Genomic DNA, 22,689 nt, shown 5'->3' on the forward strand with positions numbered 1-22,689 from the left:
GGAATTATTATGCCACGTTCTGTTTATTGGCTCTCAGCCGCCTTAGCGCTGTTTACCACCGGGAATGCTCTGGTGCTCTCCGTTGCCGTCCTTATCGGGGCACAGCTGGCAGACGATCCGGCGCATGCCACGATCCCGCTGCTGGCGCAATATATCGGACTGATTTCTGCCTCAGTACCGATGGCTCACTTTATGATGCGATTCGGCCGCCGCGCTGGGTTTATTCTCGGCAATATCGGGGGGCTGACCGGTGCATTACTGGCGATTGCCGGTATTTATACACACAATATGCTGCTGTTCTCTGCGGGAACGTTTTTTACCGGTATTGCCATCGGTACCGCCCAGCAATACCGTTTTGCCGCGCTGGAGGAAGCCCCTGCCGCGTTGCGGGCAAAAGCGATTGGTGTGGTGATGAGCGGCGGGATTATTGCCGTACTCGTCGGCCCGTCACTGGCGATGTCCACCCGGACACTGGTGGCGGCTTATCCGTTTCTCGGTACTTTCGGGGCACTGACCGCCATTTATATCATGGCCTTTGTGCTGCTGACATTCTTACCGCTGAAAGCTCAGCTTCCCGCTCAGGCAGGTAATACCACGGCAAACCGGCCGTACCGGCAGTTATATTCCCAGCCGCTGCTGATCCTGATCGCGGTGGTCAGTGGTGCCGGATATGCATTAGTGGTGTATATGGTCGGCGCGTTCCCGCTGGCAATGAAAGCACAGGGATTTGAGTTCCCGGCAATCGCCTTTGTATTTCAGTGTCACATTCTGGGGATGTTTGCGCCTTCTTTCTTTACCGGTCAGTTAATCAGCCGCCTCGGGGTAAAATGTTTTGTCTGGCTGGGCGTGATTTGTCTGTTAATCAGTAATGCCGTCAGCCTGACCGGCAACAGTTATGCCCATTTCCTGATTGCCATGACGTCTCTGGGACTGGCCTGGAACTTCATTCTGATCAGCACCACGCATCTGCTTCCCCGCACTTATACCGGTAATGAGCGGGCAAAAATCCAGGGCGCGACCGATTTTCTTATCTTCAGTTTCGGCGCTCTCGGCAGTTTACTGGCAGGATTCGCTTTTTATTATGCAGGCTGGTACTCCGTGAATGTTGCGGGGCTGGCAACCGGAATTGTGATTCTGGTGGTGATGTTTTTACTGCGCCGCAGTATGAATGAATCCCCGGCGGAAAATACAGCCTGACGATTGCTCCGCCGCTGTCGTTACAAACAGCGGCGGATGTGTTTACTGCACAGGTGAGGTGGCATACTCCAGTCCGTCACGGTTTCCTTTCGGGGTACTGCTGTAATTACCGTCAGGAAAATAAAACAGGCGGTTGTGCCATTTATCAAATAACGCGGTTTCCCCGTATGCTTTCGTGAGTGCCGCTGCGGTATTCCAGTTCTGCCCGCCATCATCCGATACCCGGGTGTCTGAATGTAACTCAGCTATCAGTAAATCAGTGCCGGCATACAAACCGGAAATATAACTGCCGCCGGTTTCCAGAACCGGCGAATAATCCCCGTTACAGTTCAGATGATTCACACTCTGACGCCTGCGCTCTTTTTCTGTCAGTGTGAAATAAAATTCACCGCCGGTTGTGCTGTCCAGCGCACCTATCTCCCCCGGGATAAGCAGATCAGACTCCGTTTTCAGTGTCCGGGTATTGAAGCAGACCAGGGCAACATTTTCCGGGTCGTTTCTTTCATCCGCCATCCATGCCGCGACCTGCCCGTTACCGTTGTAGTGCCAGTAAATGCTTTTCAGGCTGACATACCGTTGCGCGTAACGGTCGGTGGTTCTTTTTTTACGGTGGTTCATACTGAACAACAGGCGCCAGTTTTGTCCGTAATCACGGGTCTGATAGAGTGTGTTGTTCTGAACCATAAGTCCGCTGCCCGGCGCGGTAACGGCGATAATCTTTGCATCACCCGCGACTTCCGGCATCTGCCACTGCGATAACCAGCGCCAGTTCTGACCACCATCCCCGGAATAGAAAACATAATTTTTGTACGATCCGTAATCCTGAAACAGGATCAGGCACCGCCCCTGCTTATCACAGGCCTGGCTTTCTGCCCGTCCCATAAACATGGCACTGACCCGTAAATCGCCGTCCTGCTCCGTCATAATATAGGTTACCGGCACCAGCGGTCTGCTGCCGTAGACTTCACTGCGTCTCAGTTCATAGGTCTGTTTTTCCAGATAATCACTGATCGCTTTTTTATCCGGCGATATTTTCAGGTTCAGCAGCGGAATGTCCGTGTCTTTTGCCGGATCAAAACCCACATTTTTACTGTGGCGGCACGTGCGGGTTTCCCTGTCACAGCTCTCCAAATCAACCCGCATGGCATCTCTGACGCCGGTTATCATCACTCCGTTCTGAAAAGAGCTGATGACCCGTGAGGATAATTTTACCGTCTCTTTTTCCGGCTGATAGCTGCGGATGCGTTTTCTGTCCGGTGCTGAAAAAAACGTATCTGAAAACGTCAGCATCAGTGACGTTATAAACACAATGGTCAGAAGCGTAATCCGGGTGCGTCCGTCTGCAAACATCAGTTAATTTCCTGTACAACTGTGTTTTTGCCGTTCCGGATTCTGAGCTGTATCAGCATCTGCCTGACAAAAACAAAACGGGCCGCTCCTGCTGAATTTTTCCGCACAAGCAGCGTCACCACTTCAACCAGCAGCAGAATCCCGCTGATAATCATCATAAACATCAGTGCCATACCACCCAGTGATTTTGCGGCATGCAGCCAGTCCCATTTATCCGGGGTGCCTTTAATACTCCACAAATCATTGAATATAAAAATCATCATCAGCAGCATCATCACCAGGAAAATACCGGTAAACACCTTATACATCAGTTTCACCTGCTGTGAGGATATCGCCATGCCGTCCGGTTTAAGGTAAGCACTGTGATCACGTTCATTATAAAGACCGGTAATGACACCTTTCTGCTGATTGACAATCAGATTGACAGGATCATCCGCGGCAATAAAAAACGGATGGCTGCGGAAAAACAGCGGATTGATATCTTCTGTCATTGAGCTGTAATAGTTACGCAGTGTGAACGGAACGCCGCTGCACAAAAAATAATATTCAATATAGTCGCGGCGGGATTTACCGCTGCCGGTAAAATCGCGGACAGAACGGAGATCGGTAACGGTTCCCTGCACGCCGGCCAGTGTCAGGTTTTCCGCATGGCGGTAATCTTCCGGGCGGACCGAATCCAGTTCGTTGAAACGTTTTTCATCCCCCGGCTTCCGGTGCCGTGTGCTTTTCGTTGTGCCGGGCAGCAGATATTCAGCCTGAGAACACATACCGGTATTCCCCGCTTTAATCTGTGTCAGGCCGTTGAGCAGATGCTTCATGGTTCTGCTGTTGGTCACCAGCAGTGCCTGAACTGACGATGCCAGCATCCATAATCCAGCGCCGAAAACGAGCATCAGTATCAGCGCGGCAATCACACCCGAAAGTTGTGTGAAAAACAGCCAGACAGATAAAATAACCATCGCCAGGGAAAGTGCCAGTTTTTTCAGGTTACGCAGATTACCGGTGCCCTCTGTCACCGGTTCCAGATTACCGTGCTCCGGCGATACCAGCCAGTGCAGCCAGTAACTGCCGTCAGCCAGCGGACGGGCGCCGATAAAGACCCGGTCCCCCTCCTGCAATTTTTTCAGCACGGCTTTGTCACTGAACTGAGAAGCAAAGGTATAAAACACGTAGTCACCCGCCAGGATACGGCGGTAATTATGTTCCGGTTTAGCGTTGTGATCCTGCCGGACAAAGGGAAGATCAAAAAAACAGACTTTTTTCATAAACAGAAAATACACCCGGTAATAACAGATAAATTAACCTTAGTTTATCTTTTCAGCGTATATCAGGGAACCTTACAGGCCACACTTCATCAGAACGGCAAGTTTTTAAGGTATTTCTCAGTGTTTCAGGTTAGTGTCGGAGTGAAAATGCTAAGGAGAAACGATGTCTGAATTCCGTCATGCAAAAAATAATGTTTATGATGATCCTGTTTTCTTTGAAAACTATCGCCTTCTGCGTCAGAACGATACCGGTCTGAATGGTATTCTGGAAGTACCTGCGCTGCGCGCGTTACTTCCCTGTCTGAAGCATAAACAGGTGCTTGACCTTGGCAGTGGCTTCGGCGATTTTGCCCGTTATGCCAGACAAGGCGGCGCGGCATCCGTTACCGGCATAGAGTTGTCGGAAAAAATGTTTACGGAAGCGCAAAAACTGACAAATGATCCGCATATCCGCTACCTGCACAGTTCAATGACCTGTTTACCTGCTGCGCTGAAAAATTTTGATATTATTGTTTCTTCTCTGGCCATTCATTACATTGCTGACTTCACTGCACTGGCAAACGACATATATACACGGTTGCAGCCCGGCGGATATTTTGTTTTCTCTGTGGAGCATCCGATGTGTACTGCTTTTGCTTCTTCATATCAAAAAGATGAACATGGCCGGTTTGTCTGTATGCCGGTGGATAATTATCAGGATGAATCCCGCCGTCTGACACACTGGTTTGTGGACGATGTGGTGAAATATCACCGGACAGTACAAAGCTATGTCACTGCACTGCTGGATGCAGGGTTTGAACTCCGCGCCTTACAGGAACCGAAAATTCCGCAGAAGTGGCTGGACGTTCGTCCCGAAACAGACATATTTAACCGTTATGCGCCGTTTTTATTGCTCAGCGCCCGCAAACCCGGCGCAAGGACAAATAATTAATGACTACACCATACGATGACCCGCTTTACCGCGATCCTGAACTGGCGCAATTTTATGATATGGACAATGAGTGGCGGGCCGATTTTGATATGTATCTCACCCGGGCGGCCACTGCGGGGCGGATTTTGGATCTGGGTTGCGGAACCGGCACACTGATGGCATCTATTGCGGAAAAATATCCGCATAAGATCCTGACCGGCGCTGACCCGGCGGCTGCCATGCTGGCCATCGCACAGAAAAAAACTGACCACGTCAGCTGGTTGCAGGCATCTGCGGAAACACTGGATACCGGCATGACTTATGACCTGATTATCTTATCCGGTCATGCATTCCAGGTTTTTTTGTCCCGTGAACAGCGTATTGCCGCTTTGCAGAATATACAGCGCCATTTAAGCCGGGACGGTATTGTACTGTTTGACAGCCGCAATCCGGCCACGGAGGAGTGGCGGGAATGGACGCCGGAACTGAGCCGGGAAGTTCAGCGCAGTGATAAATTCGGTGACGTGATATCCTGGAATGATGTGTCAGAGCACAACGGTGTTATCCGCTATCAGACCTTTTATCAGATCGGTGAGAATGGCCGGATTTACCGCGCTGAATCGGATATTACTTTCCCTTCTGCCGCTGAAATTACAGAAGCCGTGACATTCAGCGGGCTGATGGTTCGTCATATTTACGGCGACCACCGTTTCAGCCCGTTCAGTCCGGATTCCCGTGAAATGGTGTTTGAACTGGGGCACCCGCAGTGTAATCAGGCTTGTGCAGCCTGATCCCGCCGGCGGTACCAGGTATTTTTCACCATATAATTAAAATACTGTTCTGTACTGATATGAACAAACTGCAGCGGCAACGGCAGAGAACCAAATAACGGCGTGCCGCCGCCCAGCAGTACCGGGACTGTGGTTATGACCATTTCGTCAATCAGATCGGCGGCCAAGCACTGTTTCGCTGCCGTTCCGCCGTCAATATAGAGTGTGTTATATCCCGCACGGTGAATATCCGCCAGCACAGCGTCAATCTCCCCCTCCACCAGATATACTGCGTTACCCGCTGTTTTCTCCGGTAATACCGTCAGCGAGCGGGACAGCACAAAAACCGGTTTACCATATGGCCACTCACCATCAAACGCACAGACGGTATCAAACGTTTTCCGCCCCATCACCACGGCATCAACCCGCTGCATAAACGCAGCAAACCCCATATCGTCCTGCTCCGGATTCGGTACGGCAAACAGCCAGTCCAGCTTATCCTGTGCATCGGCAATATAGCCGTCCAGACTGGTGGCAATATAAATAATATGACGCATAGCTGATTCCTTAATGACGGATTAACAGGAGAGTGTATTATTGTGCTTTGCATTAATTCTACACTGTAGAATATGTTTACACAGCTTAGCGGGCTGATATGGTTAACGTCAACCGGCAAAAACAAAATACGATTAAAAAATCATTAAAAACAGGCGGAAGATATGATCGGACAAACAGCTGCGGCAAAACAAACGGTACTGGTCACCGGGGCAACCGGTCAGGTGGGAACGCTGCTGATACAGTGCCTGCGCGAACGCGGAAATGTGAATATTATTTTGGCTGCCCGTGAACCGCAAAAGCTTGCAGACAGCGGCCTGCCGGTACGTTATTTTGATTATGATGATCCGGCATCACTGTTGCCGGCACTGCACGGTGTGGATACGGTTTTTATGATGACCGGTTATACCCTCGCCATGCTGGAACAGAGCAAAATCTTTATCGATGAGGCGCGTAAATCCGGTGTCCGCCACATTGTTCACCTCGGTGCCTGCGGCGATGATAATACCCGTGTGGCCCACTGGGCGTGGCATCAGCTGATCGAACGTTATATTGAATGGGCAGGATTTGATTATACGCATCTGCGTCCTGAGTCCTATATGCAGAATTTACTGGGTTATCAGGGTGATAATCAGCATCCGGCTGGTGTACTGAGTGATTATTTCGGCAATGCCACGCTGAGCTGGGTATCCTGCGAGGATGTGGCGGAAGTGGCTGCCGCCTGTTTATCTGCTCCCGCAGAGCACCGCAACCGGGTGTACCGGCTGGGTTACGATGCCAAAAACTATCATGAAATTGCCGCGATCATCAGCGAAATCACCGGTATTGATTACCGGTATGAGGCATTATCACCGGAGGTGTTTCGTGAATTTGCACTGAAACAGGGGCTTGATCCGGCTTATATGAAAAGTATTTATGATCATTATATCGCCTTCAGTGAATTCCGGATTCCGGGCACCGGAACCACCTTTGATAATTTTACAGCCATTACCGGAAAAAAACCGATGTCCGTGACCGATTTTATCCGTAAATACCGGCACCGTTTCCGCTGACAGAGGCAACACATGACATCTTCCCGATTACCCCCCTGCGGACGACCCGCTCACCGGGGCAGCAAACTGACCGCAGAAAATATTCTGTCTGAAGCCGGAAAATTATTACAGGAACAGGGAAAAGTTCCTTCGATCCGTGCGCTTGCCGCACAATTACAGGTCGATCCGATGGCGATTTATTATTACTTCCGTAATAAACAGCAGTTGCTGGAATCTCTCGCCACCGCACTGGTGGACGACATTTATCAGCCATCAGGACAGGCGCCGGTACAACAGGAGCTTCAGCGGCTGGCAGAAAGTTATCTGCATCTGCTCTATATTTACAGTGATCTGCTGGATATTCTGCTGTCGCTGAACAGTGATGGTCCGTCGGGCTGTTTCCGTCAGCGCTACCTGCGTATTATTGCCCCCTGCGGGCTGAGTGAAACACGACAGACTGCTGTTTTGCATCTGCTGGCAGATGCACTGCATGGTCATACGGTGGCAATCCGCCGGACAGATTATACGTTTGAACAGAGCCGGGAGCTGTTTCAGCCGGTACTGGCCTTAATTACCGAACTTATCGGACACCCCGGAGTATCATCATCATGAATATCCACCCTGTTACCGGCCTGCCCGGTGATTTACCGCTGCTGGAAAGCATTGCTCAGGTTTTACATCAGGAATGGCAGGAACTGCCGCAGTGGCAGACACCGGAGATTATCCTGGCACGTCTGATTAAACGGGCGAACGGTGATAACGGCGAAATGCTGTTTGCCGCCACAGATAAAAACGGCGCGCTGTCGGGCACTGCCAGCCTGATCTGGCGGGAGCTGAAAACCTGCCGGATGGCCAATGCGGACTGGTGGGCGGGAGAGATTTACACCCTGCCCGCCGCCCGCGGACAAGGTCTCGGCAGCGCGCTGACACAGGCGGTATTTACCGCCGCCGGAGAGCGCCATCTGGCGGCACTGAATCTCTATACGCCGGATAAACAGGCCATGTATGCCCGGATGGGCTGGCAGGCCATGTATGATGATGTGATCAGTGACGAACTTGTCACGGTTATGCAGCGGCAGGTCAGAGAAGAATGACTCAGGGCTTCAGTGCTTTTCTCAGCAACACCCGCAGCCCGCTGAGAAATACCGCCCTGCTGAATTCCGGCTCCATCAGTTCCCGCCCCAGTGTACCGTCCGCCATAACCAGCAGCCAGGATGCGGTTTGTGCCGGATTCAGTTGTGAATCAATTTCACCGGCGGCGATACCGCGTTGCAGCACATCACAGAATTTTGCGTGCAGCCGCTGTTCATTCGCGACAAATGCCGTATTCAGATCCGGATTACGGCTCGCCTCGGTGATGATTTCCAGGCTGAGGCGGGTATAACCCGGCTCACTGTACAACATAATCAATGCCGTTATCATTTTTTCAATAATATCGGCCGCATGCCCCTGCTCATCACCGATGTTCAGAATCACCTTGTGGTCATCCTCATCCAGTTCTGCGATGGCCTCAATAATGGCGTATTTATTCGGGTAGTAATGGAACAGGTTCCCGGGACTCATTCCGGCGGCTTTACAAATCTCTGCCGTCGACGTGGAATGAAAACCTTTTGCGATAAAACAATGCATTGCAGCGTCAAGGATCTGACGGCGTTTACGCTGCTGCTTTTCCGTTAATTTTTCCATAAGGAAGTGTCTCCGAAAAACCGGATAATAGAAATTAGACTGATTACTCTATCTATTATAATACCACATTTACAGTACCCATGATGATGACAACCATAAGAAAAAACAGTACCGCTGATGCGGATCAGAACGACCTGGTGACTGAATATCCGGATGAAACCGGGCTGGTGACTGAATATCTGGATGAAACCGGGCTGGTGACTGAATATCTGGATGACGCCGGGCTGGAGCCTGCTGCCGCTCTGTTCTATCAGGCATTTTCGTCCAAATTCAAAACAATCCGTAACATGCCGGAAGCGCAGCGTCAGGCCGTGCTGGCGATGTTCTGGCAGCGCGGGCTCAGTGATCCGTACGACCGCCACTTTCAGGTAAAACGCAACGGTAAGCTGGTTGCTGCCTACGGGCTGACTTACGGTGTTAAACATCCGCCCGAAAATGCTCCGGCACCGGTTTCTTCTCTGGCGATTCTGCGCAAAGCCGGTTTTATCCCTTTTTTGAAAATCCGCCGGATTTTTCAGATGTTTGTCCATATTCCGGCAGCGGATACTGCCTATTTATCTTACCTGTGTGTGGACGAATCACTGCGCGGCACAGGGATCGGCAATCAGATTCTGGATAAGATCACCACTCAATTACGGGCGGACCCGGCCATTACCCGGTTATCACTGTATGTTTCTGACTTAAATACAAAAGCCAGGGAATTGTATCTGCGTCGTGGTTTTCAGGACGTGAAATACGAAACCTCGCACACCACAAAACGCTATATGGATATTTACGGCTGGTATTACATGGCCTTACCGATAATATAATGGGTTAATTATGTTTATTATGCCTTCTGAACACTTACCGCACGCCGCGACCTGGATGGCGTTCGGTGCAGACGCGTCCATCTGGTCTGCCTCTTTAGCGGAAAAAGTCTGCCGTAATCAGGCGGTGCTTGCGCTGGCAATTGCCCGCTTTGAGCCGGTGAATCTGCTGGTTACCCGCAAAAATAAAAAAGCAGCACAACAACTGATGGGTGACGCTGTCACTTATATTGAGTGCCCGCTCGATGATATCTGGCTGCGCGACAGTGGCGCAAACTTTGTGTATGACACCGCAACAAAACGCCCTGCTGCCGTCAGTTTTAATTTTAACGGCTGGGGCAAAAAACAGCCTGTAAAACGGGATGCCGGAGTCGCTGCGGTGATGGCTGAATACACCGGATTGCCGCTTCATATCAGCCCGCTGACACTGGAGGGCGGAGCCATTGAGGTTAACGGAAGCGGTACCGGTATTTTTACCCGCAGTGCCATTCTCAATGATAACCGCAATCCGGGTGTCAGCCGTCAGCAGACGGAACAGTGGTTGTCGCACGATCTCGGACTGAAAACCATTATCTGGCTGAATGGTATCCGTAATCATGATATTACTGATGCACATATTGATTTTTATGCCCGGTTTGTCAGTGAAAAATCACTGGTTATCGCGATGGAAAATAATCCGCAGTCATTTGAGTATGAAGTCACCCGCGATCACGCCGCTTCTCTGTATGCCGTGAAGCAACATACTAATCTGATTGATGAGATTCATATCCTCAGTAATCCGCTCACCACACGGGTTGACCGGATGAAATCGCCTTATTTTGCTGCCGGTTACATCAATTATTACCCCTGCAACGGCGGTATTATTGTGCCGGAGTTCGGTGACAGCGCCGCAGATGAGCAGGCTGCACAATTACTGGCAGCACTCTATCCCGGACGGGTTGTGGTTCAGGTGAACATTGATGCAATTGCGTCCGGCGGCGGCGGTATCCACTGTGTGACCATGCAGCAGCCGGATTTTACTTCCTTTAATACAGACGGACAGACACATGACATCAGTTAGCTGGCAGACAGCCGCCCTGCACGACCTCTCCCCGCAGATACTCTACCGCCTGCTGGCGCTGCGCAGCGCGGTATTTGTGGTTGAACAGACCTGCTGTTATCTCGATCCGGACGGAGCCGATCTCACGGCACTGCATGTTTGGGCAGAGCAGGACGGAGAGATCATGGCCTGCTGCCGTATTCTGCCGCCGGAACACAGTACGGCACCGGCAGCTATCGGCCGTGTGGTCATTAATCCGTTATTTCGCGGGCAGAAGCTGGGCTATCCGCTGATGGATGCCGCCGTTCAGGCGGTATACCGGCATTTCGGGACACGGCAAATTAATATCAGTGCCCAGGCGCATCTGACCGCGTTCTATAAAAAATGCGGCTTTACCGTCTGTTCTGATGTTTATGATGAGGACGGTATCCCGCATTGTGATATGTTCCGCCCGGCACTGCTGCTGTCAGCGCAGGAACGGCGGGATGTCATGATATTTGCGGACAGTGACCCGGATGAAAATCCGCTGGTTACCGGAAAACCCCGCACAGTGGTGATTACTGTCAGTGAATATGATCCCGCCTGGCCTGCCGTTTATGCGCAGGAAAAGCAACGTATTCTGGATGTGCTCGGTGATAAAGCGTTGCACATTGAACATGTCGGCTCGACGGCAGTTCCCGGACTGGCGGCCAAACCGGTGATTGATATCGATTTGATTGTTGCTGACCCGGCTGATGAAACTGACTGGCTTCCTGCGCTGATTGCAGACGGCTATGAACACACCGTCCGTGAACCTTCATGGTATCAGCACCGGATGCTGAAACGGGATAATCCGCAAATCAATCTGCATGTGTTTGCCCCGCGCTGCCCGGAGCATCTGCGCCATATTCTGTTCCGCAACTGGCTGATAACCCATCCGGACGACCGGGCTGACTATGCGCAAAGCAAAATGGCGGCAAAAGACGGCGTCAGCATCACAATGGATTATAACCGGAAAAAACACGACACCGTGCAGCAGATTTATGCCCGGTTGTTTGCGGCATTACCTTAAACAATATGCGGAACTTAAGGCAGATTAAGTTCCGCCGTTGTCTGCCATTCATCCGCAATGGTATGATGGACGCATCCGTAAACTCAGAGAATAAATAAGGAGGCTAATTATGGTGTTAAGTTATGTGATTAAATTCTCACATTTCTTTGGTAATCGTCAGAACTCAGGCTTTTCTGTTAACGCTGTGCGTTAATCCTGCCTGAGTGAAGCTTTACTGAATTTAACATCCTTCCTCAGCTTACAGGGTTATCGCATTTTATGACCCATGGCATTGTTATGCCTGAAATTTGAGTAAGCTATGAGCACATTATTATCAACCCGTAATCTGTCATTCCATCCCGGTCACACTCCGCTGTTAACCGATATTTCTGTCGCCCTGAATCAGGGGGAGAAAATCGGTCTGATTGGTCATAACGGCTGCGGAAAAAGTACCCTGATGAAACTGTTGTCCGGTCAGCTGTCGCCGGATGAGGGGACGATTACCCCGGCAAACCGCGTCGTTATGGCGTATATCGAGCAGCATCTGCCGGAATCGCTGAATACCCTGTCACTGGCGGATGCTGTGCTGGAGAAATTACCGGCGGAACAGCATCTGTCCGAAATGTGGCGGGCAGAAATGCTGCTGACAGAGATGGGGTTTGATCCCGCACAGTGGCAGTTACCGGTCACCGCGCTGAGCGGCGGCCAGCATACCCGGCTGTTACTGGCCAGGGCGCTGATCAGCCAGCCTGATTTATTATTGCTGGATGAACCGAGTAACCACCTGGATCTGCCGACCATTCTGTGGCTGGAGCAGTTCCTGAAAAACTGGCGCGGCAGCTTTATCCTGGTTTCTCACGATAACGCCCTGCTGGATCACGTCACCAACTGCACCTGGGTGCTGCGGGACGGTAACGTTTCGGTGTTTCGTCTGCCCTGCACACTGGCGCGGGAAGCTCTGGCGCAACAGGATGAAAGCGATGAGCACCGCCACAACGCGCAGCAGAAAGAGATCGACCGCATTGCAGTGAGTGCCAAACGACTGGCGATATGGGGGAAAGTGTATGATAACGAAGCGCTTTCCCGCAAAGCCAAGCAGATGGAAAAGCAGATAGACCGGTTGCAGGATGACCAGGTTGAGCTGGCTATCGGCAGTCAGTGGCAACTGAAACTGACCGGAGATGCTTTACGGGCAGACCGGCTGTGTGCCTTTAATCAGTTATCTGTCGTTCCGGCAGAGAACTGTCCGCCATTGTATGTGACAGACAATGTGTCGGTGAAATCCGGTGATCGCATTGCGGTCATGGGGGCGAACGGTACCGGGAAATCCTCACTGCTGCGGATGATCTGGTCACAGTCTCAGAAACCGGAGGTAACACTGCCGGACAGCCCGCTGGTGCTGCATCCCCGTGTGCATTTGGGGTATTACGACCAGAAACTGGCGCAATTGAATGACAGTGATTCACTGACGGATGCACTGAAGCCATTCGCGTCACTGATTGATGAGCAGCGGAAAATGGCGCTGATCAGCGCCGGTTTCCCGTATCTGCGCCATCAGCAGGCGGTTTCAGCACTGAGCGGCGGTGAACGGGCACGGCTGTTGTTTGTCGGACTGAGTCTGGCCAATTATTCCCTGCTGATGCTGGATGAACCGACCAACCACCTGGATATGGACGGAAAACTGGCGCTGGCGGAGGAAATCAGCCGGTTTGAGGGCGGATTGATTCTGGTCAGCCACGACCGGGAACTGATCGAAAAAAGCTGTAACCGTTTCTGGTATATCGATGGTAACCGGCTGACGGAATACCACGATTTGGATCAGGTCTATGATGCTATCCGCGCCCTGAATACGGATTTCGTCAACAGTGCATTACCGGCAGCTCCTGAGCCGTCAGTCCCTGTCTGTGATGAAGAGGATTCACTGGCGGCGCTGATTTCACTGGAGGAAAAACTGGCGGCAGATTTACAGCGTAAACCTGCACATCAGAAACCGGCGCTGCAACAGCAGTGGCGCGAACAGATTGCGCAATTGCGGGATGAGCTGGGGCTGTAACACAGCCATAATAAACGCAGGCCGTTACGTTTTTTGTAACGGCCTTTTTTGATTTATTTTTTCAGCCCGCCCGCTTCCAGCCACCCTTCCGTGACTTTGCCGGTCGCCGGGTGAATATAACGGCCATGAACAAACCCCTGATACGGCTGTGGCCGGTCGACCCAGACCGCATCATCTTTCACCACATAATCCGCGGCGTTTGTGCTGCATTTTTTATCCGGTGCATCATAAAAGCGCAGGCGTTTTTGTGTCACACTGTATTTATATGAGGAAGGCTTATTGTTTTTCAGGCCCGCCTGATACTGTTTATCCGCTTTTTCGGTGGCCGCACCGCACAGATCGTCCTGTGACTCCAGCCGGTTAACATTAATCCAGCCCTGCGTATTACCGTAAGCCACCAGCAGCCAGCTTTCTTTTTCCCCTTTCACCGGTTCGGTTGCCCGCAAGCCGGTAACCTGAAGTACATCCCCCGGCACCACAAACGTATTATCATCACGGCACTGTTGCGCCGGTGCAGCATGGAAGTATGCCCGTCCCTTACCGGTGACACGCCATTCCGGCGACATCGCAATAAACGGTGTCAGCCGGAGTGTACTGAGGATCTGCTGACACGTTTTCTCTTTTTTCAGACAGGATTGCAGCTGCTCTCCCTGTACAGCACTGAATGTCAGCGGGACAGGATGTTCAATATCTGCCCCTGTCGCCGTCAGGGTATTGTCTTTGATATTGTAAGTCACCCAGCCCAGCTGCCCGGCGCCCGGTGACGCCTGAGAAGGCTTTTGCCGTGTATCAGAGAGCTGAATAGCCAGCTCATTAATATCCCTGTTTTCAACATAAATCCCCAGCTTGTCTGCGGTGACCTTTTCCGCACGGACAAGCGCGTGATTACTGCCCGCAATCAGCTTTATCAGTTCCCGGTCACAGTCAAACAGCGAGCCGGAAGCTGATGCCGCAAGGGTTCCGTCTTCGTCTGCGGTGACTTCAGCCGTTGCAGGTGCAGCAGCGGCGATCACCGGCAGCGCGGCAAAAAATAAACTGTTCCGTAATGCTGTTATGCGAAAACGCATCCGTATTCCTTCTTTTAATCAATTTCCTGCTGCAATGCCTCGCGCTGCAACAGACGTTTTTTCCGTTCGATCCCCCAGCGGTAACCCGCGAGTTCCCCGCCGGTTCTCACCACCCGGTGGCACGGGATCGCCACGGCCAGGCAGTTTGCCGCACAGGCACCGGCGACCGCTCTGACGGCTTTCGGGGAACCGATCCGCTCCGCAATCTCCCGGTAACTGACCGTCGTTCCGGCCGGAATGGACTGCAATGCCTGCCAGACACGGCGCTGGAATGCGGTTCCCCGGATATCCAGCGGCAGATCCAGCCCGGAGGACGGTGCTTCCACAAATCCGATGACCCGTGAAACAACCTGTTCAAACTGTGCGTCACCGCCGACCAGTTCCGCGTTGGGAAACTGATCCTCTAAATCCCGTAACAGCGCTTCCGCATCATCCCCCAGCAGAATGGCGCAAATGCCTTTTTCACTCTGTGCCACCAGGATATCCCCCAGCGCACAGATGGCAAGTGCAAAGAAAATTCGTGTCCCTTTGCCGCCTGCGCGCCAGCTTTTAGGGGTCATGCCGAGCAGTGTACCCGATGATTCATAAAACCGGCTGCCGGAACTGAAGCCTGATTCGGCGATTGCTCCGGTGATTGTCGGCTGTTTTATCAGTTGCTCCCGCAGTTTTTCCCCGCGATACGCTTTTGCCCACGCCGCCGGTGTCAGTCCGGTGTGTGACCGGAAAATGCGGTGAAAATGAAACTGACTCACACCGCACAGTGCGGCCAGTTCCGGCAGTGACGGCAGAGGATCACCGTTGTCGATTCGTGTTTCCAGTTCGCGGCAGGCCAGCACCACCTGATCAGCATGGCGCTGTGTCATGGCATCACCGCTGCGCTGACAGCGTTTTCCGGCGCGGTAACCGTGAGCCTCCGCTTCTGCCGGGGTGGCGAAAAATTCGGTATTTTCCCGTTTCGGCAGGCGCACAACCGTTGACGGAAATCCCCATGTCTGTGTGGTTTTTACCGCATACACAAACAACGGGTCCGCGGTTTTATCCCTGGCGGCCAGGGCTGCCCAGCACGCATCGTCTGACAGTCTTGTCTGTTTTGTCATCCTGTTTCTCCGTTACCGCGCACAGCGGAAAGTCAGATTAAACCGCCGGGCGCCCGCAAGCGGATGCACCCCGGCTCTTACCGGACGGACAGCATGGTAATTCAGACGGGAACGGCCGCCCCACACCAGCACATCACCGTGCTCAAGCGCGAAAGTCTTCAGAGGATGATGCCGTTCACTGCCGCCGAACTGAAACTGCACCGGCAGCCCGAGTGAAAATGACACAATCGGCTGACGGCGATCCGGCTCGTCCCTGTCCTGATGCAGAGACATGCCGGCGCCCGGCGTGTAACAGTTAATCAGACAACTGTCCGGCAAGAATTCCCGGAATCCTGCCCGTTCAGCTGCCTGCTGTGACAGTGACAAAAATGCATCAGGCAGCGGCGGCCAGGGATTGCCGGTCAGCGGATCGGTCTGAGAATAGCGGTAGCCTTTGGCATCAGAAACCCAGCCGTATGTACCACAACTGCTCATCGCGGCAGACATCCGGTATCCGCCGGGCGTCTGCATATGGCGGAACGGCGAAATGGCGGTCAGACGGCTGATTTCAGCCAGCAGCATCTCATCCCCGTCACTGAGAAAACCCTTCAGCAGATACGCATCGGGTGCCACGGCAAGCGGTTCATCGTGAGCAAAGAGATCTGACATAACGCCTCCGTCCTGTTTCCTGTGTCTTTCCGGTGATGACAGTATTGCAGGCCGGATACAGACAAACACTCCGGCTCTTGCTTTTCAATTCTGAGGCTCAGTATAAGGCGGGAATCAGTCAGGATGAAGTGCTCTGTTCCTGTTTCAGGCGGCGCCATAACGTGGTGCGGCTGATACCCAGCCAGTCTGCCGCCGCCCGGCGATCACCACGGAAACGGGCCACCGCTTCTGTTGCAGTGGCGGTATTTTGCGGCTCCGGCGGGCTATCCGGCAACGGTACGGGTGACATCGCTGTGCGCCGCTCGGGAGAGAGTTTCAGTAATAATGATTCGGTAATAATTTTATCCGGATAAGCACTGCAATACAGCGCGACCCGTTCCATCAGATTACGCAGTTCGCGGGCATTTCCCGGCCAGCGGTAGTGATAAAAAAAGTCACTGCACGCCAGGATCTGCTGCAAATGGCCGCGGTGCAGCGGCAGATCAAGCTCAGCAAACGCCAGTTTCAGCAGCTTTTCAGTCAGCAGCAGAATATCCGCCCCCCGGTCGCGCAGTGCCGGCAGTTGCAGGCGCAACACCCCCAGCCGGTAAAACAGATCCGCCCGGAATGTACCCTCTGCCACCCGGTTATCCAGGTCATTGTGAGTCGCACAGATAACCCGCACATCCACCGTTATCGGTTTATAGCCGCCGATACGCACAATGGCGCGATCTTCCAGCACCCGCAGCAGCCGGGTTTGCAGAGAAACCGGCATTTCACCGATTTCATCCAGAAACAGTGTGCCGCCATCCGCTGCCTCAAATAACCCGGCACGACCACCCCGCCGCGAGCCGGTAAATGCGCCCTCCTCATAACCAAACAGTTCCGCCTCCAGCAGACTTTCCGGGATTGCCCCGCAGTTAACGGCCACAAATGGTGCCGCGCGTTTCATCCGCTTATGTTTGTGAAACAGGGTATATTCATGATGAATAGCCTGCGCGGCCATCTCTTTACCGGTACCGCTTTCTCCCTGGATCATCACTGTTGCTTTTGAGCGCCCGAACAAAGTAATGGTTTCACGCACCTGTTCCATCACCGGCGATGTACCGAGAATATCATTCAGTGTATGGCGGACATTCAGGGAGCCCGCGACCGGCAGCGGCATGTTCTGCGGCTGGTCGCGGATGCGCGTCAGTTCTATAGCATCGGTGAATGCGCGGCGGACAGCATCATTGGAATAAATGAAAATGCAGGTCATGCCGCACTCCGCTGCGATATCGGTAATCAGCCCGGCTCCCACCACCACAGAAATACCGTCTGCTTTCAGGGCATGACAGGCTGCCCGCGCATCCTCTGCGGTCACATAACTGCGTTGTTCAATCTGCATACCGAAACTTTGTGCCAGCGATTCCAGTGCGGGAAACGTATTGCGGTAATAAATGAGGCCGATACGCTGACTGAGCTGCCGGGCCCGGGCCAGCGCATGCATGATATCGAACCCGCCGGGGGCGGCGACAATCACCGGCACGGGTAAATGCTGCTTCAGGTACGCACCGTTAGAACCCGCACTGACGATCGCATCACAGCGTTCGGTTTTGAGACGTTCGCGGATTGCCTCCACCGCCGCATCAAACCCCAGATTAATCGCACTGATGCTGGCGCGGGCACTGAACTCAGGGCTGATATCGCGGAACAGGGTAAAAAGACGTGAGATGGAGACCGTCCAGATCACCGGTTTGTTATTCTGAGCCATCAGCTTCTCCCTGTTTCATATGTTTCATATGTTTCATATTTATTTCATGAAACACCATAGCAGCCATTTTGAAACATAAATAGCATCACCATCACAGTTCGCTAACATCACGCTTGTCAGACAGAATCAGCAAATTCTATAGTGAGTAACGTAATGACAGGATAAACAAGCCAAAGATGTGATACACCTCGCGTTTTAGTGACCATACCCGGCTGATTGGCATAGCGATTGCTTTATAACATCTGAGTATCAAACTAATAACAAGGTGAATATATGGCACTTTATTCCGCAGGACGCGCATTCCGCGACGCTGTACAGTCTGAATCCCCGTTACAGCTGGTCGGCGCTATTAATGCCAACCATGCACTTCTGGCAAAACGTGCGGGTTATAAAGCAATTTATCTCTCCGGCGGCGGTGTTGCCGCAGGCTCTCTGGGTATCCCTGACCTGGGTATTTCCACTCTGGATGATGTACTGACGGATGTCCGCCGTATTACTGATGTGTGTGATCTCCCGCTGCTGGTGGATGCGGATATCGGTTTCGGCCCGTCCGCCTTTAACGTGGTGCGTACCGTGAAATCTCTGATCAAAGCCGGAGCTGCCGGGATGCACATTGAAGACCAGGTGGGGGCAAAACGCTGTGGTCACCGCCCGAACAAAGAAATCGTATCGAAACAGGAAATGGTTGATCGCATTAAAGCTGCTGTCGATGCACGGACTGACGAGAATTTCGTGGTCATGGCGCGTACTGATGCACTGGCGGTCGAAGGTCTGGAATCTGCCCTCGAGCGCGCACAGGCTTACATTGATGCCGGTGCCGATATGCTGTTCCCGGAAGCCATTACCGAACTGGCAATGTATCGCCTGTTCACTGACAAAATCAGCGTGCCGGTACTGGCAAACATCACTGAATTCGGCAAAACACCGCTGTTTACCCTGGATGAGCTGCGCAGTGTGAATATCGCTATCGCGCTGTATCCGCTTACGGCCTTCCGGGCGATGAATAAAGCGGCTGAGAATGTCTATAACACCCTGCGCCGTGAAGGTTCGCAACAGAGCCTGATTTCACAGATGCAGACCCGTGATGAATTATACCAAAGCATTAACTACTACGATTATGAAGATAAGCTCGACGCACTGTTTTCGCAGAAAAAATAACCTCTGAAAGATAACGCGAAGCAGGTTGTACACTCACTATAATAATAAGGATCACCCGTTATGAATGAACAACTTAGCAAACCTGAACCTGCACTGAAGAAAGGCAAAAAATCCGTCGCATTGTCCGGCGTTGCTGCCGGCAATACTGCACTCTGTACTGTGGGGATTAATGGGAACGACCTGCACTACCGCGGTTACGACATTCTGGATTTAGCCACGCAATGTGATTTTGAAGAAGTCGCTCATCTTCTGATCCACGAGAAACTGCCTAACGCGGCGGAACTGGCCGCCTACAAGGCAAAACTGAAATCACTGCGCGGCCTGCCGCACAGTGTGAAAAAAGCCCTGGAAGCACTGCCTGCCTCTGCCCACCCGATGGACGTGCTGCGTACCGGCGTGTCCATTATGGGTTGCGTTCTGCCGGAGAAAGAAGGCCATCCGTTATCCGGTGCCCGTGATATCGCCGATCGCCTGCTCTCTTCCCTGACCTCCATGCTGCTTTACTGGTATCACTATGCGTTTAATGATCGCCGCATTGATACCGAAACGGATGACGACACCTGCGGCGGCCATTTCCTGCATCTGCTGCACGGCAAAAAACCGTCTGAAAACTGGGTGCGTTTTATGAACTCCTCGTTCATTCTCTATGCAGAACATGAGTTTAACGCCTCCACATTTGCTGCCCGTGTTATCGCCGGAACCGGAACCGATTTTTATTCGTCCATCACCGGTGCAATTGCCGCATTGCGCGGGCCAAAACACGGCGGCGCCAACGAAGTATCACTGGAGACTCAGAAACGTTACAGCTCACCGGATGAAGCGCAGGCCGATATTCTCGCCCGTCTTACCCGCAGTGAAGTGGTAATGGGTTTCGGTCATCCGGTGTATACCATTGCTGACCCGCGCCACCAGGTCATCAAAGCGATTTCCCGTGAGTTATCCGAAGAAGCGAAAGATTTCCGTCTGTTTGATATCGCGGATCGTATTGAATCCGTGATGTCTCAGCACAAGAAGATGTTCCCGAACCTCGACTGGTTCTCAGCGGTGGCGTATCACCTGATGGGAGTACCAACAGCGATGTTTACCCCGATTTTTGTTATTGCCCGTTCCGCAGGCTGGGCTGCACACATCATTGAACAGCGTCTGGATAATAAAATTATTCGTCCGTCCGCCAATTACACCGGACCGGAAAACCAGACCTTTGTACCCCTTAAAGCGCGCTAATAATTAATTAAAAAGGAAATAACGTATGTCAGCATCTTTTACCCCGCAGCATCAAGAGTACGACAAGGTCATTCAGGACATCACTGATTACGTTCTGAATATGGATATCAGCAGTGATCGCGCTTATGACACTGCGTATCACTGCTTCCTGGATACCCTGGGTTGCGGTCTGGAAGCCCTGGAATATCCGGCGTGCAGAAAAATGCTCGGCCCTGTTGTGCCGGGAACCATTGTCCCGAACGGCGCCAAAGTCCCCGGGACACAATTCCAGCTTGATCCGGTGCAGGCCGCTTTCAATATCGGTGCGATGATCCGCTGGCTGGATTTCAACGACACCTGGCTGGCTGCGGAATGGGGACACCCTTCTGATAACCTCGGCGGTATCCTGGCGGTCGCAGACTGGTTGTCCCGTGAAGCGATTGCCAAAGGTAAAGCGCCGCTGCCGCTGAAACGCGTGCTGACGGCCATGATCAAAGCCCATGAAATTCAGGGCTGTCTGGCACTGGAAAACTCATTCAATAAAGTCGGTCTTGACCACGTTGTGCTGGTGAAAGTCGCCTCCACTGCCGTTGTCGGTGAAATGCTGGGGCTGGATCGTGAGCAGTTATTAAGCGCGGTTTCTCATGCATGGGTGGATGGTCAGTCTCTGCGTACCTACCGCCATGCACCGAATACCGGTTCACGTAAATCCTGGGCTGCCGGTGATGCCACATCCCGTGCGGTACGTCTGGCGCTGTTCGCTCAGAAAGGCGAAATGGGTTATCCGACGGTGCTGACAGCTAAAATCTGGGGTTTCTATGATGTTCTGTTTGACGGTAAACCGTTTAAATTCCAGCGTGATTACGGCTCTTATGTGATGGAAAACGTGCTGTTCAAGATTTCATTCCCGGCCGAATTCCACTCTCAGACGGCCGTTGAAGCGGCGATGACACTGCACCACAAACTGGCGGCACTGGGTAAAACGGCAGATGATATTGAGAACGTCACTATCCGTACTCATGAAGCCTGTATCCGTATTATCGACAAACACGGCCCGCTGAATAACCCGGCTGACCGCGACCACTGTATCCAGTATATGGTGGCGGTTCCGCTGATCTTCGGCCGTCTGACTGCCGCGGATTATGAGGATGGTATCGCGTCAGACAGCCGTATTGATGCACTGCGCGCCCGTATTCACTGTGAGGAAGATACTGCGTTTACCCGTGATTACCATGATCCGGAAAAACGCTCTATCGCCAACGCCCTGACTGTAACGCTGAAAGACGGTACTGTGCTGGATGAGGTCGTGGTGGAATATCCGGTCGGGCACGCCCGCCGTCGTGAGGAAGGCATTCCGCTGCTGCTGGCGAAATTCCGCACCAACCTGGCGCGGATGTTCCCGGAAGCACAGCAGCAGCGCATTCTGAATGCGGCCCGTGACCGTAAAACACTCGAAACCATGTCAGTCAGCGACTTTATGGATCTGTTTGTTATTTAATTTCTCTGCCCGGCAACGCAGAAAAACGAAGCGGATACCCCGGTATCCGCTTTCTGTTTTATTCTGCGCCGAACATCGCCAGAATATCCTGCTCCGTCAGCATCGGTGTTTTTTCTGCAAAATTGTAATACGCCGGTTTGCTGTCAGTGTAAATCTGCATTGCCAGGCGGGATTCCTGTGTCTCCCCCAGTAATGCCGCAGAGACATAATATTGATCGGCCGGTTTCAGATAATAAAACAGGTGTGTTCCGCACTCGCGGCAAAAGCAACGATCGCCCCACTCCGAGGAGTGATAACGGGTAATATATTCTTCACCGCTGAGAGTGACATCGCTGCCGCAATCCACGGACATAAAAGGCGCGCCATTCCATTTTCTGCACATACCGCAATGGCAGACAGAAATATCGTGTACCGCCTGAGGTACAGAGACTGTTACGTTACCGCACAAACATTGACCCTTAACCATTTTCCGTCTCCTGTGAATAATCAGGTTGTTGTTGATTAACTTCAGTGTTTTTCCGTAATGAAAACTGAAAAACGGAATCTGTGACCCGCTTTCTGTCATGCAGACACGGTACACTATCACGATATTAC

The 22,689-nt window shown here is 52.4% G+C and carries 22 protein-coding genes; 13 read left to right on the forward strand and 9 right to left on the reverse strand.

The genetic code is table 11. The features are described from left to right. Window positions 1-9: 9 nt before the first annotated feature. Window positions 10-1,197 carry an MFS transporter gene (locus JC793_RS09940; protein WP_218426108.1) on the forward strand — a complete coding sequence of 396 codons (1,188 nt, stop codon included), beginning with the start codon at window positions 10-12 and terminating at the stop codon, window positions 1,195-1,197. Window positions 1,198-1,239: 42 nt separating this feature from the next. On the opposite strand, the gene JC793_RS09945 is transcribed toward JC793_RS09940, so the two are convergent. Both JC793_RS09945 and JC793_RS09950 read right to left on the reverse strand, forming a co-directional pair. Continuing rightward, window positions 1,240-2,547 (reverse strand): beta propeller repeat protein, encoded by a 1,308-nt coding sequence (locus JC793_RS09945; RefSeq protein WP_218426109.1) that lies wholly within the window; start codon window positions 2,545-2,547, stop codon window positions 1,240-1,242. Continuing rightward, entirely contained in the window at window positions 2,547-3,812 is a 1,266-nt protein-coding gene (locus JC793_RS09950) for a YnfA family protein (RefSeq protein WP_218426110.1), read from the reverse strand. Before JC793_RS09950 ends, JC793_RS09945 begins: the two co-directional genes overlap by 1 nt. A gap of 163 nt (window positions 3,813-3,975) precedes the next feature. Between JC793_RS09950 and JC793_RS09955 the strand changes: the two genes are divergently transcribed. Together JC793_RS09955 and JC793_RS09960 are read left to right on the forward strand one after the other, a co-directional pair. After that, entirely contained in the window at window positions 3,976-4,743 is a 768-nt protein-coding gene (locus JC793_RS09955; protein WP_218426111.1) for a class I SAM-dependent methyltransferase, read from the forward strand. Then, a complete protein-coding gene (locus tag JC793_RS09960; RefSeq protein ID WP_218426112.1) occupies window positions 4,743-5,513 on the forward strand; it encodes a class I SAM-dependent methyltransferase in 771 nt (256 codons plus the stop codon). Before JC793_RS09955 ends, JC793_RS09960 begins: the two co-directional genes overlap by 1 nt. On the opposite strand, the gene JC793_RS09965 is transcribed toward JC793_RS09960, so the two are convergent. Next, window positions 5,495-6,049, reverse strand: coding sequence for a dihydrofolate reductase family protein (locus JC793_RS09965; protein WP_218426113.1), 555 nt, complete (start codon window positions 6,047-6,049; stop codon window positions 5,495-5,497). The genes JC793_RS09960 and JC793_RS09965 overlap by 19 nt on opposite strands. Before the next feature lie 162 nt (window positions 6,050-6,211). Here JC793_RS09965 and JC793_RS09970 point away from each other — a divergent pair, with 162 nt between their 5' ends. Genes JC793_RS09970 through JC793_RS09980 form a run of 3 tightly spaced genes read left to right on the forward strand, consistent with a single transcriptional unit; the run spans window position 6,212 to window position 8,172 of the window. Beyond that, entirely contained in the window at window positions 6,212-7,099 is an 888-nt protein-coding gene (locus tag JC793_RS09970; protein WP_218426114.1) for an SDR family oxidoreductase, read from the forward strand. A 12-nt stretch (window positions 7,100-7,111) separates the two neighbouring features. Continuing rightward, complete coding sequence (locus JC793_RS09975) at window positions 7,112-7,690, forward strand: TetR/AcrR family transcriptional regulator (protein WP_218426115.1); 579 nt, start codon at window positions 7,112-7,114, stop codon at window positions 7,688-7,690. After that, window positions 7,687-8,172, forward strand: coding sequence for a GNAT family N-acetyltransferase (locus JC793_RS09980; RefSeq protein WP_218426116.1), 486 nt, complete (start codon window positions 7,687-7,689; stop codon window positions 8,170-8,172). The genes JC793_RS09975 and JC793_RS09980 overlap by 4 nt, the downstream gene beginning before the upstream one ends. 1 nt (window position 8,173) lies before the next feature. Here JC793_RS09980 and JC793_RS09985 read toward each other — a convergent pair whose 3' ends face one another. Beyond that, window positions 8,174-8,764, reverse strand: a complete 591-nt coding sequence (locus JC793_RS09985) for a TetR/AcrR family transcriptional regulator (protein WP_218426117.1) — start codon at window positions 8,762-8,764, stop codon at window positions 8,174-8,176. A gap of 80 nt (window positions 8,765-8,844) precedes the next feature. Here JC793_RS09985 and JC793_RS09990 point away from each other — a divergent pair, with 80 nt between their 5' ends. The 4 genes from JC793_RS09990 (at window position 8,845) to JC793_RS10010 (ending at window position 13,692) form a co-directional block, all read left to right on the forward strand. Continuing rightward, complete coding sequence (locus tag JC793_RS09990; protein WP_247717228.1) at window positions 8,845-9,573, forward strand: GNAT family N-acetyltransferase; 729 nt, start codon at window positions 8,845-8,847, stop codon at window positions 9,571-9,573. A 10-nt stretch (window positions 9,574-9,583) separates the two neighbouring features. Beyond that, window positions 9,584-10,630 (forward strand): agmatine deiminase family protein, encoded by a 1,047-nt coding sequence (locus tag JC793_RS09995; RefSeq protein WP_218426118.1) that lies wholly within the window; start codon window positions 9,584-9,586, stop codon window positions 10,628-10,630. Continuing rightward, window positions 10,617-11,660, forward strand: coding sequence for a GNAT family N-acetyltransferase (locus JC793_RS19820; protein WP_431739818.1), 1,044 nt, complete (start codon window positions 10,617-10,619; stop codon window positions 11,658-11,660). Before JC793_RS09995 ends, JC793_RS19820 begins: the two co-directional genes overlap by 14 nt. A 298-nt stretch (window positions 11,661-11,958) precedes the next feature. Continuing rightward, window positions 11,959-13,692 (forward strand): ABC-F family ATP-binding cassette domain-containing protein, encoded by a 1,734-nt coding sequence (locus JC793_RS10010; protein ID WP_218426119.1) that lies wholly within the window; start codon window positions 11,959-11,961, stop codon window positions 13,690-13,692. A gap of 53 nt (window positions 13,693-13,745) precedes the next feature. Here JC793_RS10010 and JC793_RS10015 read toward each other — a convergent pair whose 3' ends face one another. From JC793_RS10015 to prpR, 4 genes are all read right to left on the reverse strand, one after another. Beyond that, a complete protein-coding gene (locus JC793_RS10015) occupies window positions 13,746-14,759 on the reverse strand; it encodes a hypothetical protein (protein ID WP_218426120.1) in 1,014 nt (337 codons plus the stop codon). A 14-nt stretch (window positions 14,760-14,773) separates the two neighbouring features. After that, window positions 14,774-15,856, reverse strand: a complete 1,083-nt coding sequence (gene ada / locus JC793_RS10020) for a bifunctional DNA-binding transcriptional regulator/O6-methylguanine-DNA methyltransferase Ada (RefSeq protein ID WP_218426121.1) — start codon at window positions 15,854-15,856, stop codon at window positions 14,774-14,776. Between the two features lie 12 nt (window positions 15,857-15,868). Then, window positions 15,869-16,504 (reverse strand): DNA oxidative demethylase AlkB, encoded by a 636-nt coding sequence (alkB, locus tag JC793_RS10025; protein WP_218426122.1) that lies wholly within the window; start codon window positions 16,502-16,504, stop codon window positions 15,869-15,871. Between the two features lie 118 nt (window positions 16,505-16,622). Next, entirely contained in the window at window positions 16,623-18,236 is a 1,614-nt protein-coding gene (gene prpR, locus JC793_RS10030) for a propionate catabolism operon regulatory protein PrpR (RefSeq protein WP_112550441.1), read from the reverse strand. Window positions 18,237-18,509: 273 nt separating this feature from the next. Here prpR and prpB point away from each other — a divergent pair, with 273 nt between their 5' ends. Genes prpB through JC793_RS10045 form a run of 3 tightly spaced genes read left to right on the forward strand, consistent with a single transcriptional unit; the run spans window position 18,510 to window position 22,095 of the window. After that, window positions 18,510-19,394, forward strand: a complete 885-nt coding sequence (gene prpB, locus JC793_RS10035; protein WP_046893394.1) for a methylisocitrate lyase — start codon at window positions 18,510-18,512, stop codon at window positions 19,392-19,394. A 60-nt stretch (window positions 19,395-19,454) separates the two neighbouring features. Beyond that, window positions 19,455-20,618 (forward strand): bifunctional 2-methylcitrate synthase/citrate synthase, encoded by a 1,164-nt coding sequence (gene prpC / locus JC793_RS10040; protein ID WP_166707857.1) that lies wholly within the window; start codon window positions 19,455-19,457, stop codon window positions 20,616-20,618. A 25-nt stretch (window positions 20,619-20,643) separates the two neighbouring features. Continuing rightward, on the forward strand, window positions 20,644-22,095 hold the full coding sequence (locus JC793_RS10045) for a bifunctional 2-methylcitrate dehydratase/aconitate hydratase (protein ID WP_218426123.1): 1,452 nt from the start codon (window positions 20,644-20,646) through the stop codon (window positions 22,093-22,095). 58 nt (window positions 22,096-22,153) lie between these two features. On the opposite strand, the gene JC793_RS10050 is transcribed toward JC793_RS10045, so the two are convergent. Next, entirely contained in the window at window positions 22,154-22,660 is a 507-nt protein-coding gene (locus JC793_RS10050; RefSeq protein WP_218428397.1) for a GFA family protein, read from the reverse strand. Window positions 22,661-22,689: the final 29 nt, after the last annotated feature.

The sequence above is a fragment of the Morganella morganii genome (assembly GCF_019242955.1).
Classification (GTDB): Bacteria; Pseudomonadota; Gammaproteobacteria; order Enterobacterales; family Enterobacteriaceae; genus Morganella; species Morganella sibonii.